The organism is Psychrobacter sp. KFRI-CH2-11, from assembly GCF_038239325.1.
Classification (GTDB): domain Bacteria; phylum Pseudomonadota; class Gammaproteobacteria; order Pseudomonadales; family Moraxellaceae; genus Psychrobacter; species Psychrobacter celer.
Map to the genome: position 1 here is coordinate 603,873 of NZ_CP151283.1, position 19,247 is coordinate 623,119.

Genomic DNA, 19,247 nt, shown 5'->3' on the forward strand with positions numbered 1-19,247 from the left:
AAACCTTCAATCAAAGCTGTTGTGAGACGTTTTATATAGTCTTAAATACAAATTATCTAATGATAGGCCTTTTTATGCAAATTTATCTTGCCAATCCGCGGGGATTTTGTGCTGGTGTCGATCGCGCTATTGCGATTGTCAACGAAGCATTGACACGTTTTGAGCCGCCCATTTATGTCCGCCACGAGGTGGTACATAATAAATTTGTGGTCTCAGACTTGGCCAATCGCGGCGCGGTATTTGTTGAAGAATTGGATGAAGTACCAGATGGCTCCATCGTTATTTTTTCAGCACACGGGGTATCAAAGGCGGTCGAGGATGAGGCTGAGCGCCGCGATTTGACGGTATTTGACGCCACTTGTCCGCTCGTCACCAAAGTGCATATCGAAGTGGCAAAGTTTGCACAAGAGGGCATGGATGCTGTGCTGATCGGCCATGCCGGCCATCCAGAAGTCGAAGGCACCATGGGGCGATTTAACCGTGGGCATGGCGGTCAGATTCATCTGGTCGAAAACGAAAGTGATGTGGCTGCACTCAGTGTCCAAGACGCTGAGCGCCTAGCGTTTGTCACCCAAACCACACTATCGATGGATGACACCGCGCGCGTCATCGATGCGCTGCGCGATAAGTTTCCAAGTATTCAAGGCCCGCGCAAAGACGATATCTGCTACGCCACCCAAAACCGCCAAGATGCGGTCAAAGACTTGGCGGGCCGCTGTGAAGTGGTGTTGGTCGTTGGCTCACCAAACTCATCAAACTCCAACCGTCTGCGCGAGCTGGCCGAACGTATGGATTGCCGAGCGTATCTGATAGACAATGCCAGCGAGATGGACAAAAGCTGGTTGGAGGGTGTGCAGAGTATCGGGGTGACGGCTGGTGCCTCAGCGCCGGAAGTCCTGATCCAAGAAGTGCTAAAGCAGCTACAAGACTGGGGTGGCGATTTGCCAAGCGAGCTATCGGGTATCGAAGAAAACGTAACGTTTAGCCTGCCAAAAGCGCTGCGCATTCCGGTCACTCAAGTAGGCAAGTGATATGAGTCAACAGCAGCCAAAAACAAAGTTTGTCTTAGCAGAAGCCACGCTAGATGAGATCAACAAGCAGCTAAAAATCAATACCTTTGTCACCATCGTCTTGGTGCTGATGCTGCTACTCAATACCGCTCAGTTTATAAAGGGTTATAGCGTCTTATATGGCGTACTGATTGCGGTGATGGCGTTTTTTCTATTTATCATGGTCAAGAGTCGTACACTGCTGACCATGCAAAAACAACGATTGAGCAAATAACGTATGCTTATCGAATCCGGCAACACGTTATTCCAATCAAGCTCATATCCAACCAAGCTCATATAAGGTACACGTCGACGATAAGTCAGGCAGGATCAGCCAGACAGTTTGCGGTCATAAATAGTGTGCTTTAAATAAAAAAGAGAATCGAAAATATTAAGGAAAATTATGTCAGCGTACTACAAACTGGTCAAACGCGAACCATTGGCAGAGGGTGTCAGTGTCGCGCATTATCAGCCGACCCAGCATGCCCAGGGCGCATGGAACGAGCACGAGCAACATATGGCGCCAGCCACTGGGGTGCTGAGCGCTGAGCTACAAGGGTATGCGCCGCAAAAAAATATGCGCATCGCTCGTATTAGCTTAGATATTTTGGGGCTGATACCGCTTGATGAGTTTACCATTACTACGCGCTGTATTCGCCCAGGCAAGACCATCGAGCTTGTCGAGGCGGTAATGAGCAGCCGTGGTCGTGATGCCATTATTGCTAGGGCATGGCGACTGCTGACGCAAGACACCAGCGCCATCGCTGGCATTGAGGATCAACCAGCACAGCATAAGCCAGAAATGCTGCCTGCTTGGGAGGATATGAAAGGTTGGCCGGGCGGCTTTATCGAAAGTGTGCGCTTGGTGGCCGCTCCAGATCGCCGTGAAGGTCGCGGCATGGTTTGGATAACCAACGATGTCGAGATGGTAGAGGGCGTACCCACTGATGATATGGTGCATCTGCTGGGCATGGTCGATACTGCCAATGGCGTGGTACCAAGACTGGGTTTAGGGCTGTCAAAACTAGAGTGGATGTTTCCCAATACAGACCTGCAAATCCATATGCACCGCGTCCCTAAAGGTCGCTGGCTCGGTATCGAAGCAGTACAGCAGTATGGCGCTGATGGTATCGGGCTGACCAGTGCTGTGCTCCACGATGTGCATGGGCCCTTTGGTCGTAGCGAACAAATACTGACCATCCGCCCGATGCCGCGCTAGCATAAAAAAGGTGAGTGAGCGTAGGTGAGCGAGCATATACGCCGCATTCGCGACCATGCCAACTATGCTGACCATGTTAACGAAGGCAAAGCAGAGCCAGAACCATGGCAGTTATCGCAAAGCCTCTTATAGTTCTGTAAAATAAAATGAAAGCATGTGATTAATTAATTATACAAAACAACCCGAATCGGTTGTAATAGTAATCAAGAAAAGGCTAGGTAAGATAACTGCACAGGCAGGTTACTATGAACAAAATTAAACTGAACAAAGATCACCGCTTTTCAAACAAACTGACGAGCATTCTAGATATACTGCTAGAAGCGTATTCAGAATAAGTTTGGCACTTTCATTTGTTTTTACAGGAGTATGACCATGAGTGATAAAAAATGCCCTTACGCCCCAACCCAATTGACCATGGGTAATGGCGCACCAGTCGCTGACAACCAAAACAGCATGACCGCAGGCAAGCGCGGCCCATTATTGGCTCAAGATATCTGGCTCAATGAAAAGCTCGGCAATTTTGTCCGCGAAGTGATTCCAGAGCGCCGTATGCACGCCAAAGGCTCAGGCGCGTTTGGTACTTTTACCGTGACCAACGACATCACTAAATATACCCGCGCGGCTATTTTTAGCGAAGTGGGCAAAAAAACCGAGATGTTTGCGCGCTTTAGTACTGTGGCAGGCGAGCGCGGCGCTGCTGATGCTGAGCGTGACATTCGCGGCTTTGCCTTGAAGTTTTATACCGAAGAGGGTAACTGGGACATGGTCGGTAACAACACGCCTGTGTTCTTTTTGCGCGATCCACGCAAATTCCCAGATTTAAACAAAGCGGTCAAACGCGATCCACGTACCAACATGCGCTCAGCGACCAACAACTGGGATTTTTGGACTTTATTACCAGAAGCCTTTCACCAAGTCACCATCGTCATGAGTGATCGCGGCATCCCAGCCTCGTACAGACACATGCATGGCTTTGGCTCGCACACCTATAGCTTTTGGAACGAAGCGGGCGAGCGCTATTGGGTGAAGTTTCATTTCCGTACGCAGCAAGGCATCAAAAACTTAACCGATGACGAAGCTCGTGAAGTCGTCGGTATGGACCGCGAAAGCAATCAAAAAGACTTGTATGATGCTATCGAAAAAGGCGATTTTCCGAAGTGGAAAATGTACGTGCAAATCATGCCAGAAGCTGAGGCAGATACCGTCCCTTATCATCCGTTTGACTTGACCAAAGTATGGCCAAAAGGGGATTATCCGCTTATCGAAGTGGGTGAGTTTGAACTCAACAAAAACTCTGACAACTATTTTGTCGATGTCGAGCAAGCTGCGTTTGCGCCTAGCAACCTAGTCCCAGGTATCAGCGTCTCACCAGACAGAATGCTCCAAAATCGCTTGGTAAACTACGCCGATGCCCAGCGTTACCGTGTCGGTGTCAACCATCAGCAGATCCCTGTCAACAAACCGCGTTGCCCTGTGATGAGCAACCACCGTGATGGTCAAGGCCGAGTCGATGACAACTATGGCAGCCGCCCACACTATGAGCCAAACAGCTTTAGCCAGTGGCAGGAGCAGCCTGATTATGCCGAGCCACCCTTAAAGATTGATGGCGATGCGGCGCACTATGATTTTCGCGAAGACGACAGTGACTACTTTAGCCAGCCGCGCGCGTTGTTTCATTTGATGAGTGCTGAGCAGCAGCAGGTCTTGTTTGATAATACCGCCAGAAACATGGCAGGCGTGCCAGACTTTATCCAGTATCGTCATATTCGTAACTGCCATTGGTGTGACCCTGCATATGGCGAGGGCGTGGCCAAGGCTTTGGGCTTGAGCGTCGAAGATGCGATGGCTGCCCGTGACTCTGATCCAGCGCGTCATTTGCCAAGCTGTCTATAAGCCGCGGCGCATGCTTGGCGCTCCTAAAGGAGGCAAGCGAGGCAACGCCACTCAATGCTAAAAAATGATAAAAACCGCTTAAGTCAACTTAGGCGGTTTTTTGTGAACGATTTTTATGGTCAATCTTGGTTTTTGCGGTATTTTGGCTTGAAATTTTTGCCTGTGCCCCTATCTGATTAACCAGCCTAACAGTATTTATCGCCCAGCCTTTATGGCCAGAGATGCCATACTGTTGGTATTGGAAAATTTGTGATTCACCGCTGCTGATGACAGCATCTTTGGTATGAATAATAGGAGTTTTTATGAGTGAGCAGACCCAAGTGGACAATCAAAGTTCCGCTGATGTAAAAAAACACAGTTTTGAAGCAGAAGTCGCCCAGCTACTGCACTTGGTGACCCATTCGCTATATTCTAATGCCGATATTTTCGTTCGTGAGCTGGTCTCTAACGCCTCGGACGCTTGTGATAAATTGCGCTTTGAAGCCACCAACGATGACAGCCTTTATGAAGACGACGGCGAGCTTAAAATTCGCATCGATGTCGACACCGAGGCCAAAACCATCAGCTTTATCGATAATGGTATCGGTATGAATGAAGCCGATGCCATCGAAAACCTAGGTACCATCGCCAAATCAGGCACCAAAGCTTTCTTAGATAAGCTGTCTGAGTCGCAAAAACAAGACGGTCAGCTGATTGGTCAGTTTGGGGTGGGCTTTTATTCAGGGTTTATCGTGGCCGACACCATCACCGTTGAGTCGCGCAAAGCCGGTGAGCCTGCCGATCAAGGCGTTCGCTGGGTATCTGATGGCACGGGAAGCTTTACGGTTGAGACCATCACAAAAGACACTCGCGGCACCCGTATCACGCTGCACTTAAAAGAAGAATACAGTGAAGGTGAAGACAACTACCTAGACCGCGGGAAGATCAAGCGTCTGGTCAACAAATACTCAGATCACATCAGCTTGCCGATTCAGATGCGTAAAGAAGTTTGGCAAGAAGATGTCAAAGAGAAAGGTGCGAACGAAAATGATAGTAGCGACGCACCAGCCGGTGGTCAGATGGTCTTGACCGATGAATGGGAAACCATCAACAAAGCCAGTGCGCTGTGGACACGCTCAGCATCTGAAATCGAAGATGATGAATATGTCGATTTTTATAAAAACATCACTTATGACATGGACGATCCGCTCACATGGACACACAACCGTGTCGAAGGCCGCGTGCAGTACACCCAGCTGTTATATATTCCTAAAAAAGCGCCAATGGATCTGTACACACGCGAGCAGCAGCACGGGCTAAAGCTGTATGTCAAACGCGTCTTTATCATGGATGAAGCAGAGCAGCTACTACCGATGTATCTGCGCTTTGTCAAAGGGGTGATCGACTCTGCTGACTTACCACTGAACGTCAGCCGTGAGCTGTTGCAAGAGTCACGTGATGTAAAATCTATCCGTGATGGTAACGCGCGCCGCGTACTGACTTTGCTGGCGAGTCTTGCCAACAGCGAGGACAGCGACAAGCAAGAAAAATTTGCGCAGTTCTATAGCGAGTTTGGCGATGTCATCAAAGAAGGCCTAGGCGAGGACATGGGCAACCAAGCGCGTATTGCCAAGTTGCTGCGCTATGCCACCAGCACCAATGATAAGATCGAGACCAGCTTTGAGGACTATAAAGCGCGTATGAAAGATGGGCAAAAAGCCATCTACTATCTCACGGCTGACAACCTCGCCGCTGCCAAAAACAGCCCGCAGCTTGAGCTGTTTAAGAAAAAAGGCATCGAAGTGATCTTGATGACCAGCCGCGTCGATGAGTGGGCGATGAACTTCTTGACCCAGTTTGATGACACGCCGCTACAAAACATTGCCAAAGGTGCGGTAGATTTGGGCGATTTGCAAGACGAAGAAGAAAAAGCGGAAGCGGAAAAGGCGCAAGAGGCCATGAAGCCAGTCGTTGACAAACTAAAAACGACCCTAGGCGCACGTGCCAAAGACGTCAAAGTCTCAACGCGTCTGGTCGACAGCCCAGCGTGTTTGGTGGTCGGCGAAGGTGAGCTCTCCCCGCAGATGATTCAGATGCTCAAGCAAATGGGTCAAGAGGTGCCAGAGAGCAAGCCCACGCTTGAAGTCAACCCAGAGCATCCATTGATCAAAAAACTAGAAACCAGCGAGCAGTTTGATGAGCTGGCGCAAGTGATTTTTGATCAAGCACTATTGGCCGACGGTGGTCAACTTGACGACCCAGCCGCGTATCTAAAACGCGTCAACGAGCTATTGATGAAGTAAGCACGGCTGATATCAATGACTAATAAAGGAGGTCTTGTACTCAAGGCCTCTTTTTTTATATGTTTTTATGTAAATATAGCCGAATTTTACAAATCAGCCTTATCCTCTTAGGCGACAATCCGTTACAATCGCGATAGATTAGCGCGCTAAGCTATTTGGCTGGGTTTTTTATTTTTAACCCTATTTTATCGTCAATTAGGGATAAAACTGCTGTCGGTACACCGTACAAACATTAGATAAAGTCTATAAAGTGGTCTATTAAAAAACGCTGACAGTAAAGCGTGCTATCCTTGATTTGCGTTATTTCTCTCGACTGGCTAGAGGTCTAAGTCTTTGTCACTTGCGTCGTTAAAAACCGTATCGCTTCAGCGTTTTTCGCTCAATTTCGCGGCCAATATCATTGCAACCTTATGGATGCTAGTAGGCTCAACGCGGGCGTTTTCTTGGGTCAAACCTACGTTTATACAGTTTGCTGTTTTTGCGCTATTGGCGCTGGGCAGTAATGTGCTGTTTTCGTGGCTGGCAGCCGAAAATGGCAGCGTGTTTAATGAGCAAGGACTGGTCAGCTATCTTATTTGGCCGATGATTATCTTGCTCGGTGGTATCATCTTGGCACGGCGAGCGAGCAATCAAACTTTGGTGTTTGTGCCCGTGGTACTATGGCTGGTCGCGGATACCTTATCGGCGCTGCTACAAAGCTTGGTACAGTTTTTGGGCAGTCATGGCTGGCTACCTGATTGGAGCTATTCGTTTTTACCTATTTTATTTTTGCTGCTTTTTTTGTGGCAGACACTGGCACTGCTTTGGATATTTTCGCGGCGTCTGCGTATTCCGTGGTGGGAGCGTATCCTTGTGCTGCTCGGTGCGGTGGCGCTTTTGACTATCTGGCAGCGTAACGTCGCTGATCAGCCCATATTTAAACAAATTCCTATCGAGCCTGTGCTAGAGGAGGCGGCGCTCTATAAGCAGCCGCGTTTGCTCCAAAACGCTCTAAACAGTATCGATCCGGGTATCACGGGAAAAACCGACTGGTATTTTATGGGTGTGGCGGGGTTTTCTGAGCAAAATGTATTTCGCTCGGAGATCAATAAAGTCCGTGAGCTGTTTGATGTACGGTTTGGCACCAGTGGTCGCTCGCTTGCTTTGATTAATAATACTTATAGCTGGCTAGATGAGCCGGTGGCGACCAAGACCAGTATCTTGCGCGGGCTAAAAAAAATTGGTCAGCAGATGAATACCGATGAGGATGTGCTGTTTATGACGCTCTCATCACACGGCACCGAAGACCTGATGCAATTGGCCAACCCGCCGCTCGCTATGGAAAACCTCGACGCGGTATGGCTGCGTGAGGCACTGGATGCGTCTGGTATTCGCTGGCGAGTGATTGTGGTGTCTGCCTGTTATTCTGGCTCGTTTATCGACGAGCTGGCGTCGCCGACCACGGTGGTGATTACCGCCTCAGCCGCTGATAAGATGTCGTTTGGTTGTACCAACACCGCTGAGATGACTTACTTTGGCCAGGCGTTTTTTGCCGAGAGCTTACGTAGCAATACCAGCTTTGCGGCGGCCTTTAAAGACGCAAGGCGGCGGGTTAGTAAGCGCGAAAACCTGATGGGCTTTGAGCCCTCTGAGCCGCAAATGGCCATCGGTAGTCTAATGGAGACGGCGCTGCCAGCCTTTGAGCAAGTGCTGTTTGATAAAACGCGGCCGCCAGTGGCACGCATTATAGAGGGTGCTGGTATCGATGCCGCACCTAAAAACGCTGCCCGTCCAGCGGTCGCCGCTATTGATGGGATGCGTTGATCTTACCAATATAAGACAGCACGGCCCATGTATTCTCTCGTTAAGCGTCATATATTTGACCAGTATTTTATCTTAGATAAAAAGGATCTGACTTATGAGTAACTCCTATCATCATAGCTTCTCTGCCAGCTCACAGCTCACGCAGCTTAGTGTCAATCGCTGTTTTGATGGCGAGCAGCACTATTATAGCCATCAGTCGACAGCGACAAAGACTGCGATGACATTTAGTATCTACTTGCCAGATGAGGCGCTCGCAGGTCGCCGCTGTCCAGCTGTTTTATATTTATCAGGTTTGACGTGTAATGCCGATAACGTCACGCACAAAGCGCATTTTCAACAAAAATGCAGCGAGCTTGGGATGATATTTATCGCGCCAGACACCTCGCCGAGAAGTAGTGAGTCGGTGGATGTGCCAAATGATGAGCGTTATTTTGTCGGGCAGGGCGCCAGCTACTATGTCGATGCTGCGCAGGCACCGTGGTCCGAGCATTTTAATATGCAAAGTTATATCGTAAATGAGCTATATGACTTACTGCGCTCAGAGTTTCCTATCGATAGCATCGGTGTGACAGGACACTCAATGGGTGGTCATGGGGCACTGCTATTGGGGTTTAAATTCCCGAGTAAGTTTATCAGCGTATCAGCGCTGTCGCCAGTATGCGCCGCCAGCGAGTCGGCATGGGGCGAGGCTGCTTTTACAGAGTACTTTGGTGATGATAAAGCGCAGTGGGCGCAAGCAGATGCGGCAAAAACGATAGAAAAAGTCGGTCAGCAGTATGCAAGTATTTTGGTCGATCAAGGCGCGGCGGACAATTTTTTGGCAGACGGCCAATTACAGACCAATAAGTTGCTTGACGCTTGTGAAAAAGCCAAACAGCCCTTAACATTACGTTATCAAGCAGGGCATGACCATAGCTATTACTTTATCCAAACTTTTATTAATGATCATGTCGAGCACCATTGGCGTATGGCGCAGTTTGGCTAGTGGCTTGTTTGTTCTGAGCTGTTTTTTGTGCGTAGGCTTTCATATAGGTACTGTACGGTAGATTGCTTATGTTTATTAAGGTTAAAATATGATGGCAAGCTATCAAGATATTATGACTTCCAAGCCTGCTATATCGCAGGCCGCTTGTGCTTCATCCTCGCTTACCATCATGCGCGCTGATATGATTGCCGCCTTACAAAACAAGCAACATGGTAAGCGGGCGTCAACTGAGCCGTAGCCCTATCCTCAGCATACAGGTAGTAGTCTGAGTGTGCTAGATGAGGCGCAGATATCACGCGTGATAGAGATGGCGTGGGAGGATAGGACACCATTTTCAGCGATAGAGCATGGTTATGGTCTAAATGAGAAAGCAGTTATTAAGCTGATGCGTCACACGCTAAAACCGTCGTCTTTTCGCCTATGGCGTCGGCGTGTCAGCTACCGTGCTACCAAACATGACGCCAAACGCTCCTTTAGCGTAGGACGCGCTTATTGCAAAACGCAATATAAGCCGCGTTAGCTTTTGTTTTTAGCCTTGTTATTTTTATACAATCATCAATCAGGTAGTTTATTTATGAGCAGTCCTTCTAAGCCTTATCTTATTGCGCCTTCTATCTTATCGGCTGACTTTGCCAGACTTGGTGAAGAGGTCGAAAGGGTATTAGAGGCTGGTGCTGATGTCATTCATTTTGATGTCATGGACAATCACTATGTACCCAACTTAACGTTTGGTAGCATGATCTGTAAAGCGCTACGTGATTATGGCGTCGATGCCCCTATCGATGTGCATCTAATGGTGTCGCCTGTCGATGGTATGATTGAGCAGTTTTTGGACGCAGGGGCTAGCATCATTACCTTTCATCCAGAAGCCAGCGCGCATATAGACCGCTCTTTGCAGCTGATCAAAGATGGCGGCGCTGAGTGCGGTTTGGTGTTAAACCCAGCAACGCCTTTACACTACTTGGACTACGTGATGGATAAGGTCGATCAAATCCTGCTAATGAGTGTCAACCCAGGGTTTGGCGGTCAGTCGTTTATCGACAGTACGCTGGGCAAGGTGCGGGAGGTGCGTCAGCGCATCATCACCAGTGGCCGTGATATCAGGCTTGAAGTGGATGGCGGCGTCAAGGCCAGCAATATCCGTGCGATCGCTGAAGCGGGCGCTGATATGTTTGTCGCAGGCTCGGCGATATTTAATCAGCCAGATTATAAAGCTGCAATCGACGCCATGCGTACAGAGCTGGCATTGGCCAACGCAAGCGCATAGCTGAGATGGGGCACGGCTCACGGCTGCTGTGAGCGTGAGCGCCCTACAAAGGTAAAAAGGTGACATATGAACACAAACAAACCGCCACACGCATCAGTGCCGCCTGATTCTGTAAATAGCCACGCGCCGCGACAGCGCAGCTTAGTGCCTAAAGGTATTACCATTGGTCTTGCTGTATTTGCGCTTGTACTCAGCTTAGCCGGTTATGGCTTTCGGCTGATGCTCGGTGAGGATGTAGAGACGGTGCTGCGCCATGCAGCGGTCATCGTCCCAGCCTTTGTGCTGGGTATTCCACTGTTTTTTTGGCTGGGTTCGCGTCTGCTCAACAAAGTCAAAGGCATGCATATCGAAACTCGTAATGCCTTAACGCTTGGCTGGCTGACCGCATGCGTGGCCATGCTGTGGCTGATGGGGACTTATAGTTAAGTTGTTATGTGCCTCGCTATACTGCATAAACTAAGGGGTTTTGCGTATCGTGCATATCAAATACCCTGTTATGAGGACAGGTTAGTGTGTATGAGCGAACTCACCCTTTTGTGACTGCTTACTTTTTATTCATAAATACGTCACGCTGTTTGGGCGTGACTGGACGCTTGCATGTCAAAACCTTCTGATAAAATCTTCGATCTTATTTTTCCCAAAGACTTACCCAACAGTTTGTTTATCATCCTGATAGTGGCTTGTCTGCTGCTTGGGCTGTCATCCTTACGTCATGGCACCGACTTGCAAGGCTGGCTCAATGTCATCGAAAACTGGCTACTGATGCTGCTGATATTTCCTACGGCGACAGCGACTGTTGCCTTGCCATTTAAATACCGTGACCCATCGCTTGAGCTTAAGCTCATGTATTATCTGGGTATGTTTGTCGCTTTCTTATTTACCTTAGCAAAACTGCGCTACTGGCGCTGATCGGCGCATGTGCTGGCGCAAATACTTGACACAAAAGCGGACTCTAGAATAGAAGACTTACGTGACAGCCCTTGAATTTCAGGGCCAAAGCGTCCATTGTATGCATAAGACAGTTTTACCCGTATTACTTAGCGTAATCACGTGGCCAGACGCGACGTATTTTGCCAGTACTTCATCACGGGACAATAAGGAACACATGAATGCCATACGACATCGATAATGAGATAGAAGTAGATAACGAGAATAGCGATCAATTCGCAGGATTTGGAAGAGAAACCACGCTTGAGCTGGTAGAGGCCGATGATGGGCGACTGCTATTACGTGATGCTGAGCAAAATGAAGCACCGCTCATGACCATTGATTTTTCTGAAAAGCTCAAAGACATCCTCGGCAGTGATACGCAGGCGATAGGTCAGCATATGATTCATGCTGCCATTCAGGTGATCATGCAAAAACAAATGAGCCAGTGGCACGCCCATGTCTATGACAAAGAGCCGGCACACTATAGCTAGCTGGTGTATAACTAGCGCCGATGCACTATAGATTATAGATAGTCAGCTGAGAATCTATGGCCAAAGCGCCATGCGAGCGACAGTAGAAAAAGTAGCAGATAAAACAGACAAAAAAAGGGCTTATCAATCGATAAGCCCTTTTTTGTATTCAAATAATCAGCATTGCCGTATTATTTGATTTTTGCTTCTTTAAAGATCACGTGCTGGCGGACTTTAGGATCATATTTTTTGATCTCCATTTTGCCAGGCATCGTGCGCTTGTTTTTGGTCGTGGTGTAATAATAGCCAGTACCAGCAGTCGATACTAATTTGATTTTATCTCTCATGATAGCTTTCCTTTAGATGGTGGTGATAAGCGCGTGGCTTAAACTTTTTGACCTTGTGCGCGCAAATCTGCTAACACTTTATCAATACCAACTTTGTCGATGATGCGCATACCTTTGGTAGACACACGTAGACGTACAAAACGGTTTTCTGACTCTACCCAAAAACGATGGTTGTGAAGGTTTGGTAGAAAGCGACGACGGGTTTTGTTGTTTGCGTGCGAAACATTATTACCCACCATAGGGCGCTTTCCAGTCACTTGGCAAACTCGAGACATGGCGAACTCCTAATCTATGAGGCATGAGGGATTCTCATACCAGTCTGGGCAAGTTGCGCGTTTTTGCGGCATGGACACAGCAAGCGGCAGCTTTGCACCAAACAAAACTATATGAAGGTTGAGCTGATATGACTGTTACTAAAGGCAAATAACAGACCCACCAATTCAGAAAATTTTAAAGCCGACATTTATACCATAAAACAGATGAATACTCAAATATTTTTATGATTATCGTCGGTCTAAAGGGTAGCTATTATACCCTGAAATGGGCCGTCTATGTTGTTGATTATTTAATAGTAAAGATTCATTTTTTAGTTGTAAGTTATAACAAAAGTCAGTAAAGTTGCTGTTATATATTTAATACAATCTGTTAATACAACCAACCTTACTGTAATTCTATGTATCATTATCAGTCTGTCATGATTCTGTGTAATGATATTTTGCTTATTTGCGCGAATAAATTACTGCCGATGCGGAGTTCCAAATATGTCATATAGTTCACGTCCACTTTCTTCTAAGTTGTTTCAACTGACAGCGCTAACTTTAGCACTCACATTGGCTGGCTGTGGCGGCGGTGATGGTACAGATGTGGTTGCACCAACGCCTGATTCAGGAGTTCAGCCAGATGGCAGTGGCAACACAGACAATGCGATTCGAGCAGTAAATGTCTCGCCAATCACGTTGACAGACTCCAGCGGTAGTCCGACGCGTATTATAACGTCGACAGGTGCAACAGCTAGCGTGAAGATTACAGATGCAGAAAACCAACCTATTAGTAGTGCATTGGTTACCTTTAATACCGATGCGCCAATGTCCTCTGTTAAGTTCGCTAACACCAATGGCACAGTACTGACCAATGCTAATGGTATTGCCACAATGAAACTGTCAGCTATATCTGCTACGGATACTGGTAGTTATGTACTGACGGCAACAGCTAACTATAATGACACAGAGCGCCAAGGTGCATCGTATTTTTACTCGCTACAAGAAGCCAATCTGATATTTGATAAAGTAAAAGTAGACGAAAACACCTTGCCTTATGGTGGTAGTACAGATATTACAGGACTGGTAAAAGATTCAGCTAACCTAGAGTCACAACGTGGAATAGAGATTGGGTTTGAAGCGTCATGTGGATCAGTGAGCGATACGACGACTAATATCTTGGGCTTTAGAACCACTTATAATGCTGAAACATGTGAAGGGCCACAAACCGTCGTTGCAACCATAAAAGAAAATAATACCAGTATTCGCTTACCAATTACAGTTAACCAGAGCACTAATCTTGGCGCATTAAGTATTAAATGTATTTCAGGAGATACGCCTCAGTTCCCAGATTCATCAGCTGATGGTTCAGGAAGCGAAGAGTGTAAAAATCCAGTAGTGCTAGGTGCTATTGGAAAAAGCTCTCGACCATCACAGCGTACGCTTGAGTTTGTAGTCAGTAAGGGTGACCAAGCCTTTGCCTATGAAAATGTCAAGGTTGAGCTATTAAACGCACCTAACGACTTTGGCATAGGTAATGCGTCTAATCAACTGCCACAGACTTATAAAACAGACAGTGCTGGTGTAATTAGAGTAACATTATATGCTGGTACCCAAATAAAGCCTGATGATGATAAAGAAACTAAAGATAAAAATATTAAGGTTCGAGCTACTTTAATTAGTCGTCCAGATGTTACTGCAGAGTTTGGTAAAATATCAGTAGTCAGTGATGATGAACCAACAAGTAGCTTAAAAATAACTCCGACAAAAAATGTATTAGCAGCTACATCAACTGATGATAAAGGGAAGATAACAGAGTTAGATGGCTCGACTAAGCTTATTGCAACACTATCTGAGTCAGCCAATGATACTACTACTATACGCTTTGTAGCTGAAGGTGGTACGTTATCTAATAATACATGCAAAATAGAAAGAGGTAATAAAACTTGCAATGTAACTTTATCGACAAAAGGTGTGTTACCTAATGACCGCCGAGTAACGGTTTTAGCTTACTCAGAAGTAGGCAATGGGACTAGTGGCAAGTATGTATTCTTAGATGAAAACGAAAATGGTAAGCGTGACAATGGTGAGTTTGGTTTAGATGGAAGTGATGAGTATATTTATCAACAAACTATTATTGGTTTTGCTGATACTACGCCAACATTTAGTAAAACAATGGAAGGTGCAGTACTAGCATCTAGTAGTAATGGTACATCACAGTATCAATTCCAAATGTTTGGTACAAATAAGCAAAACAAAAATATTTCTATGCCATCAGGTACGACTATTAGTGTAAATGCTTTAGACGACACAAAGAATAATAAGAGTTGCAAGGTTGAAATTGCAAGTAGAGGTCAGGTTGATAATGAACTTACTGTACCTGATGAAGTTGATTTATATGCCCCTCTAACACCAAAGCCTACAAACAAAACACAGAATGACAGCGATAAAACTTATGTGATTCGCACACAACAATGTGTCAAAGGTGATAAGGTGAGATTGGTTGTTGTTGCGCCAGAAGGAACAGTTACTACTAAAGAGCTTGAGTTTAAGTAGTAAATAACACTGCGTATAGAAACCCATTTATAGGCTATATTCTTTAAGTGGGTTTTTGCATTTATAATCTTAATAACCAAATACAAGCAACTCAATCAGCAAAGTTTTGCAAAAACGATTAGAATAGTCGGTTTCCTATACTTTTATTAGATTTTTGCTATCAGCATGACCATGTAAAGCTGATAGCTTTGTTTTTTGAATTGGGCGTATTATGCTAAGTAAAACAACACCAAATAACACCACCTCAAGCGACAATGCAGCTGTGTCCTCGCCAGCTGTGTCATTGCCAAGTACGTCAGCAAAATCTTCGCAAACGACAGCGGCTATCGATACCGCCACACTGCTCATTAAGTGCCGCGACCAAGCGGGCATCGTCCAAGCGGTATCTGAGTTTATCCATCGCTATGGCGCAAACATCATTACCTTGGATCAGTATTCCACCGCGCATGAGGGCGGGCAGTACTTTATGCGTTTAGAGTTTGCTTTGGCAGGCTTGGGCGAAATTATGGATAACTTTGAGGCCAGTTTTGCGCATACGGTTGCTAAGCGCCACAACATGACGTGGCGGCTACACAACAATGCCATCAAGACCAAGGTCGGTATCTTGGTGTCAAAGTTCGATCATGCGTTATTGGACTTATTATGGCGTCATCAGCGCGGCTTGCTCGATTGCGATATTACTTGTGTGGTCAGCAATCATCCAGACCTGCGCCAAGCGGTAGAAAACTTTGGCATCACTTTTCATCATGTACCGGTGACGAAGGACAACAAAGCAGATGCTGAAGAGCAGATTCATACGCTGATGGCAGGCAATGACTTATTGGTATTGGCGCGTTATATGCAGATATTGTCGTCCGATTTTGTCAAACGCTGGCCGATGCAGGTGATTAATATCCATCACTCATTTTTGCCAGCGTTTGTCGGTGCTGACCCGTATCGTCAGGCTTATGACAAAGGTGTCAAACTTATCGGCGCAACAGCGCACTATGTCACCGCCGAGCTCGATCAAGGGCCTATCATTGAGCAAGATGTACACCGCGTCACCCATCGTCAGGGTGTGGCGGAGCTGCGCGCTATTGGCCGTGATATCGAGCGCAATGTCTTGGCACGTGCAGTCAACTGGCATGTACAAAACCGCGTGATTGTGGCGGGTAATAAAACTGTGGTGTTTAATTAAGGTACTTAATTAAATAGTGCTGAAATCACTGTAAGTTAGTAAAAAGGCCGCCAGTCATCTTCTATTATGACTGGCGGCCTTTTTATGTTTGCTGCTTGAAAATACCAATTATAGCAGCATCTCTAATACAAACTTGCTACCAACAAAACCGATGGCCAGCAGGATAAAAGCATAAATGGTGATATTGGCCGCACGTTTGCCGCGCCAGCCTGCGCGCCAATGACCGAATAATAAGCCACCAAATAACAACCAAGACAGCAGGCTAAACACGGTTTTGTGGACGATATGCTGCGCCATCAAGTCCTGTACGTAAATAAAGCCAATCCCCAGTGCGATACTAAGCAAGACAAAACCAACTAAGAGCATATCAAACAACAAGCTCTCCATACTTTGTAGAGATGGCAGCTTATTGACCCAAAATCGGTGGATGGTTTTGTGCTTAAGCTCACGGATTTGTAGCCGTAAAAACAGCGCCTGCACCGCCGCCATCAGCAGCACACAATAGGCCGCCAGCGACAGTAAAATATGGGTCTCAAGCCCGAGACTGATATCGGTAATGGGCTGATAGGGGGCACGGCCGACATAGCCGATGGTCATGCCTGCCAGCGCGGTCGGCGCCGCCAAGATACCGAGGCTGACGATCGGACGATACAGGCTAAACAGCACATAAAAACACAAGAAAAATAAGCTGATCAGGCTGATGACGTTAAATAAATTAAAGTTTAGGCCATATAACGTCACCACAGATGGATAAAGTAGCGCGGCATGCGCGGCCATCCCGATCAGCAATAAGCCTAGACTGCGGCCTTTGTAGATAGGTTTATCAGCAATCAGCGCCCAACCGATGTAAACGCTGACCGCTATATAAGTCAGGCTAGCAAGTAAGAATGCAAAGTGCACAGATATAAAACCTCATCTCATACTGAGCGCAACATGACCGCTCAATGTATTACCAAAGTGGTATTATCGGAATGATTAGAATAATCCTCCAATTTATCATAAAATGGGTGGCAATTGAGCACCATCTTACTTATTCTTGATAAATGCTTGGTGGCCGCATTATCTGCAGCAAGAGGGTTTAAACCTCTGCAAAACGACCATAAGTACCGTATCGTCTTAATGGTATAGTAAGGATTATCTGCTGTTTTTTTGTGGCCATCTCATAAGGGCTTGTGCTAAAAGTGCCCCTTAATATGTTCAGACACCCTGATATTATTGATAAATCGGTTAACTGGTTTACTAAGCGCTGATTTAACGAACAACTATTTTAACTGTATTATTTTAACTGAGAGTTATTTATGTTTGATACCTTAACAGAACGCTTATCGTCGAGCCTACGTAATATCGTAGGATCTGGACAACTGACTGAAGACAATATCAAAGACACGCTGCGCGAAGTGCGTATGGCATTACTAGAGGCTGACGTGGCGCTACCTGTCACCCGAGACTTTGTCAAACGTGTCAAAGAGCAGGCGCTAGGGGCAGAGGTGCTCAAAGAGTTGGCACCTGGCCAAGCCTTTGTCAAAATCGTCCATGACGAGCTAACCGAAATGATGGGCAGTGCCAACCAAACGCTTGAGATGACGGGCAAACCGCCGGTTGTCTATCTATTAGCAGGCCTACAAGGGGCGGGTAAAACCACCACGGCAGGTAAGCTTGCCAAGTACTTACAAGAGCGGCAAAAGAAAAAAGTCATGCTGGTCTCAGCGGACGTCTATCGTCCAGCCGCGATTAAGCAGCTTGAGCAGGTGGCCGGTCAGGTCAATGCCAAGTTTGTCAACTCAAGCACGGATGAAAACCCGATAGATATCGCCCGCCGCGCTATCGAAGAAGCCAAAATCCAATACCAAGATATCTTGATTATCGATACCGCGGGTCGTTTGCACATTGACGACACCATGATGGATGAGATCAAGGCATTAACGGCTGCGGTCAATCCGTCTGAGACGTTGTTTGTCGTCGATGCAATGACAGGTCAAGATGCCGCCAACACTGCCAAAGCCTTTAATGATGCGCTGCCGCTGACAGGCGTGATCCTCACCAAGACCGATGGTGATGCGCGCGGCGGTGCGGCGTTGTCTGTACGTGCCATCACAGGCAAGCCGATTAAGTTTTTGGGTCGCGGCGAAAAGCTGGACGCCTTAGAGCTCTTTCATCCTGAGCGTATCGCCCAGCGTATCCTCGGTATGGGTGACGTACTGAGTCTGGTCGAAGAAGTCGAACAAAAAATCGACCGTGATAAAGCCGAAAAAATGGCGAAAAAGATACAAAAGGGCGGCGATTTTGACCTTGAGGATCTGTTGACCCAATTCCAGCAAATGAAGAGCATGGGCGGTATGGCAGGCTTTTTGGACAAGATGCCAGGTATGGGCGGCTCAGACATACAAAAAGCGGTCGAGGATGCCAAACCTGAAGAAAAAGTACGTGAAATGGAGGCGTTGATTAACTCTATGACGCCGTTTGAGCGTAAAAACCCAGATAAGATCAACCCAAGCCGCAAGCGCCGTATTGCCGCAGGCTCTGGGCGCGAGATTCAAGACGTCAACCGCTTACTAAAGCAGCACAAACAAATGGCAAAGATGATGAAAATGATCTCAAAGCCAGAAGGCATCAGTAAAATGATGAAGTCGATGCAAGGCTTGATGGGCGGCGGCGGATCTGGCGGCGGCCCACTGTTTGGCGGTGGTCAGAAAGGCGGCGCTAAAGACGTGAACCCTGCACAGATGGCAAAGCAAATGGGGCTGGATCCAAACAACATGCCGAGCACCGAAGAGATGCAAAAGCAGATGCAAGAGCTACAAAACCAAGCGCCCAAAAAGTTCAAAACGCGCTTTTAAACCTTGATTGGCGGTCATGGTCGTCAGTATGGTCGTCAGTATTATGAATACGGCAGGTATAACGACCATCAAAGAGACCTCAAAGCTGTGACGGCTTTGGGGTCTTTTATATTTGCCAAGCGTGGGTTGGTACTGATAAAGAAAGTATGAAAAACGTAGAAATTCATAAAACTTG

Annotated in this window: 19 protein-coding genes; 16 read left to right on the forward strand and 3 right to left on the reverse strand. The window is 46.9% G+C overall.

Translation table 11 applies throughout. The features are described 5' to 3' along the window. Positions 1–74: 74 nt before the first annotated feature. The 13 genes from ispH to AADH33_RS02610 all read left to right on the forward strand — a co-directional run bounded on the left by ispH (position 75) and on the right by AADH33_RS02610 (position 11,919). Positions 75–1,031 carry a 4-hydroxy-3-methylbut-2-enyl diphosphate reductase gene (ispH, locus tag AADH33_RS02550; RefSeq protein WP_075100475.1) on the forward strand — a complete coding sequence of 319 codons (957 nt, stop codon included), beginning with the start codon at positions 75–77 and terminating at the stop codon, positions 1,029–1,031. A 1-nt stretch (position 1,032) separates the two neighbouring features. Then, a complete protein-coding gene (locus AADH33_RS02555; RefSeq protein ID WP_075100476.1) occupies positions 1,033–1,284 on the forward strand; it encodes a hypothetical protein in 252 nt (83 codons plus the stop codon). A 168-nt stretch (positions 1,285–1,452) separates the two neighbouring features. After that, positions 1,453–2,268 (forward strand): thioesterase family protein, encoded by an 816-nt coding sequence (locus AADH33_RS02560; protein WP_348549460.1) that lies wholly within the window; start codon positions 1,453–1,455, stop codon positions 2,266–2,268. A 366-nt stretch (positions 2,269–2,634) separates the two neighbouring features. Beyond that, on the forward strand, positions 2,635–4,161 hold the full coding sequence (locus AADH33_RS02565) for a catalase (protein WP_348549461.1): 1,527 nt from the start codon (positions 2,635–2,637) through the stop codon (positions 4,159–4,161). A 302-nt stretch (positions 4,162–4,463) separates the two neighbouring features. Further along, a complete protein-coding gene (gene htpG / locus AADH33_RS02570) occupies positions 4,464–6,443 on the forward strand; it encodes a molecular chaperone HtpG (RefSeq protein WP_348549462.1) in 1,980 nt (659 codons plus the stop codon). 333 nt (positions 6,444–6,776) lie between these two features. After that, positions 6,777–8,246: a C13 family peptidase gene (locus AADH33_RS02575; RefSeq protein WP_348549463.1), complete on the forward strand. Its 1,470-nt coding sequence runs from the start codon at positions 6,777–6,779 to the stop codon at positions 8,244–8,246. 94 nt (positions 8,247–8,340) lie between these two features. After that, the gene (fghA, locus tag AADH33_RS02580) at positions 8,341–9,231 is read left to right on the forward strand and encodes an S-formylglutathione hydrolase (protein WP_348549464.1); all 891 of its coding nucleotides are present in this window, start codon (positions 8,341–8,343) and stop codon (positions 9,229–9,231) included. 88 nt (positions 9,232–9,319) lie between these two features. After that, entirely contained in the window at positions 9,320–9,469 is a 150-nt protein-coding gene (locus AADH33_RS02585) for a hypothetical protein (protein ID WP_348549465.1), read from the forward strand. 60 nt (positions 9,470–9,529) lie between these two features. Further along, positions 9,530–9,751 carry a TIGR03643 family protein gene (locus AADH33_RS02590; protein WP_349257763.1) on the forward strand — a complete coding sequence of 74 codons (222 nt, stop codon included), beginning with the start codon at positions 9,530–9,532 and terminating at the stop codon, positions 9,749–9,751. A gap of 54 nt (positions 9,752–9,805) precedes the next feature. Next, positions 9,806–10,498: a ribulose-phosphate 3-epimerase gene (gene rpe / locus AADH33_RS02595; RefSeq protein ID WP_348549466.1), complete on the forward strand. Its 693-nt coding sequence runs from the start codon at positions 9,806–9,808 to the stop codon at positions 10,496–10,498. Positions 10,499–10,564: 66 nt separating this feature from the next. Next, positions 10,565–10,924 (forward strand): hypothetical protein, encoded by a 360-nt coding sequence (locus tag AADH33_RS02600; RefSeq protein ID WP_241900745.1) that lies wholly within the window; start codon positions 10,565–10,567, stop codon positions 10,922–10,924. Between the two features lie 171 nt (positions 10,925–11,095). Beyond that, on the forward strand, positions 11,096–11,407 hold the full coding sequence (locus tag AADH33_RS02605; protein ID WP_075100485.1) for a hypothetical protein: 312 nt from the start codon (positions 11,096–11,098) through the stop codon (positions 11,405–11,407). Positions 11,408–11,607: 200 nt separating this feature from the next. Further along, on the forward strand, positions 11,608–11,919 hold the full coding sequence (locus AADH33_RS02610) for a hypothetical protein (protein WP_192996055.1): 312 nt from the start codon (positions 11,608–11,610) through the stop codon (positions 11,917–11,919). A 170-nt stretch (positions 11,920–12,089) separates the two neighbouring features. Here the strand turns inward: AADH33_RS02610 and rpmG are convergent, their stop codons facing one another. Then, complete coding sequence (gene rpmG / locus AADH33_RS02615; RefSeq protein WP_075100487.1) at positions 12,090–12,245, reverse strand: 50S ribosomal protein L33; 156 nt, start codon at positions 12,243–12,245, stop codon at positions 12,090–12,092. A gap of 38 nt (positions 12,246–12,283) precedes the next feature. Continuing rightward, the gene (gene rpmB, locus AADH33_RS02620; RefSeq protein ID WP_075100488.1) at positions 12,284–12,520 is read right to left on the reverse strand and encodes a 50S ribosomal protein L28; all 237 of its coding nucleotides are present in this window, start codon (positions 12,518–12,520) and stop codon (positions 12,284–12,286) included. 486 nt (positions 12,521–13,006) lie between these two features. Here rpmB and AADH33_RS02625 point away from each other — a divergent pair, with 486 nt between their 5' ends. Beyond that, on the forward strand, positions 13,007–15,058 hold the full coding sequence (locus AADH33_RS02625) for a hypothetical protein (protein WP_348549467.1): 2,052 nt from the start codon (positions 13,007–13,009) through the stop codon (positions 15,056–15,058). A gap of 211 nt (positions 15,059–15,269) precedes the next feature. Next, positions 15,270–16,235: a formyltetrahydrofolate deformylase gene (gene purU, locus AADH33_RS02630; RefSeq protein WP_348549468.1), complete on the forward strand. Its 966-nt coding sequence runs from the start codon at positions 15,270–15,272 to the stop codon at positions 16,233–16,235. Between the two features lie 108 nt (positions 16,236–16,343). Here purU and ccsA read toward each other — a convergent pair whose 3' ends face one another. After that, positions 16,344–17,135 (reverse strand): cytochrome C assembly family protein, encoded by a 792-nt coding sequence (gene ccsA, locus AADH33_RS02635; protein WP_348549469.1) that lies wholly within the window; start codon positions 17,133–17,135, stop codon positions 16,344–16,346. A 398-nt stretch (positions 17,136–17,533) separates the two neighbouring features. On the opposite strand from ccsA, the gene ffh reads away from it, so the two are divergent. Then, entirely contained in the window at positions 17,534–19,072 is a 1,539-nt protein-coding gene (gene ffh, locus AADH33_RS02640) for a signal recognition particle protein (RefSeq protein ID WP_348549470.1), read from the forward strand. Positions 19,073–19,247: the final 175 nt, after the last annotated feature.

Coding starts and splice junctions, on each gene's coding strand:
- ispH (WP_075100475.1), top strand. CDS start 75: ATGCAAATTTATCTTGCCAATCCGCGGGGATTTTGTGCTGGTGTCGAT.
- AADH33_RS02555 (WP_075100476.1), top strand. CDS start 1,033: ATGAGTCAACAGCAGCCAAAAACAAAGTTTGTCTTAGCAGAAGCCACG.
- AADH33_RS02560 (WP_348549460.1), top strand. CDS start 1,453: ATGTCAGCGTACTACAAACTGGTCAAACGCGAACCATTGGCAGAGGGT.
- AADH33_RS02565 (WP_348549461.1), top strand. CDS start 2,635: ATGACCATGAGTGATAAAAAATGCCCTTACGCCCCAACCCAATTGACC.
- htpG (WP_348549462.1), top strand. CDS start 4,464: ATGAGTGAGCAGACCCAAGTGGACAATCAAAGTTCCGCTGATGTAAAA.
- fghA (WP_348549464.1), top strand. CDS start 8,341: ATGAGTAACTCCTATCATCATAGCTTCTCTGCCAGCTCACAGCTCACG.
- AADH33_RS02585 (WP_348549465.1), top strand. CDS start 9,320: ATGATGGCAAGCTATCAAGATATTATGACTTCCAAGCCTGCTATATCG.
- rpe (WP_348549466.1), top strand. CDS start 9,806: ATGAGCAGTCCTTCTAAGCCTTATCTTATTGCGCCTTCTATCTTATCG.
- AADH33_RS02600 (WP_241900745.1), top strand. CDS start 10,565: ATGAACACAAACAAACCGCCACACGCATCAGTGCCGCCTGATTCTGTA.
- AADH33_RS02605 (WP_075100485.1), top strand. CDS start 11,096: ATGTCAAAACCTTCTGATAAAATCTTCGATCTTATTTTTCCCAAAGAC.
- AADH33_RS02610 (WP_192996055.1), top strand. CDS start 11,608: ATGCCATACGACATCGATAATGAGATAGAAGTAGATAACGAGAATAGC.
- rpmG (WP_075100487.1), bottom strand. CDS start 12,245: ATGAGAGATAAAATCAAATTAGTATCGACTGCTGGTACTGGCTATTAT.
- rpmB (WP_075100488.1), bottom strand. CDS start 12,520: ATGTCTCGAGTTTGCCAAGTGACTGGAAAGCGCCCTATGGTGGGTAAT.
- AADH33_RS02625 (WP_348549467.1), top strand. CDS start 13,007: ATGTCATATAGTTCACGTCCACTTTCTTCTAAGTTGTTTCAACTGACA.
- purU (WP_348549468.1), top strand. CDS start 15,270: ATGCTAAGTAAAACAACACCAAATAACACCACCTCAAGCGACAATGCA.
- ffh (WP_348549470.1), top strand. CDS start 17,534: ATGTTTGATACCTTAACAGAACGCTTATCGTCGAGCCTACGTAATATC.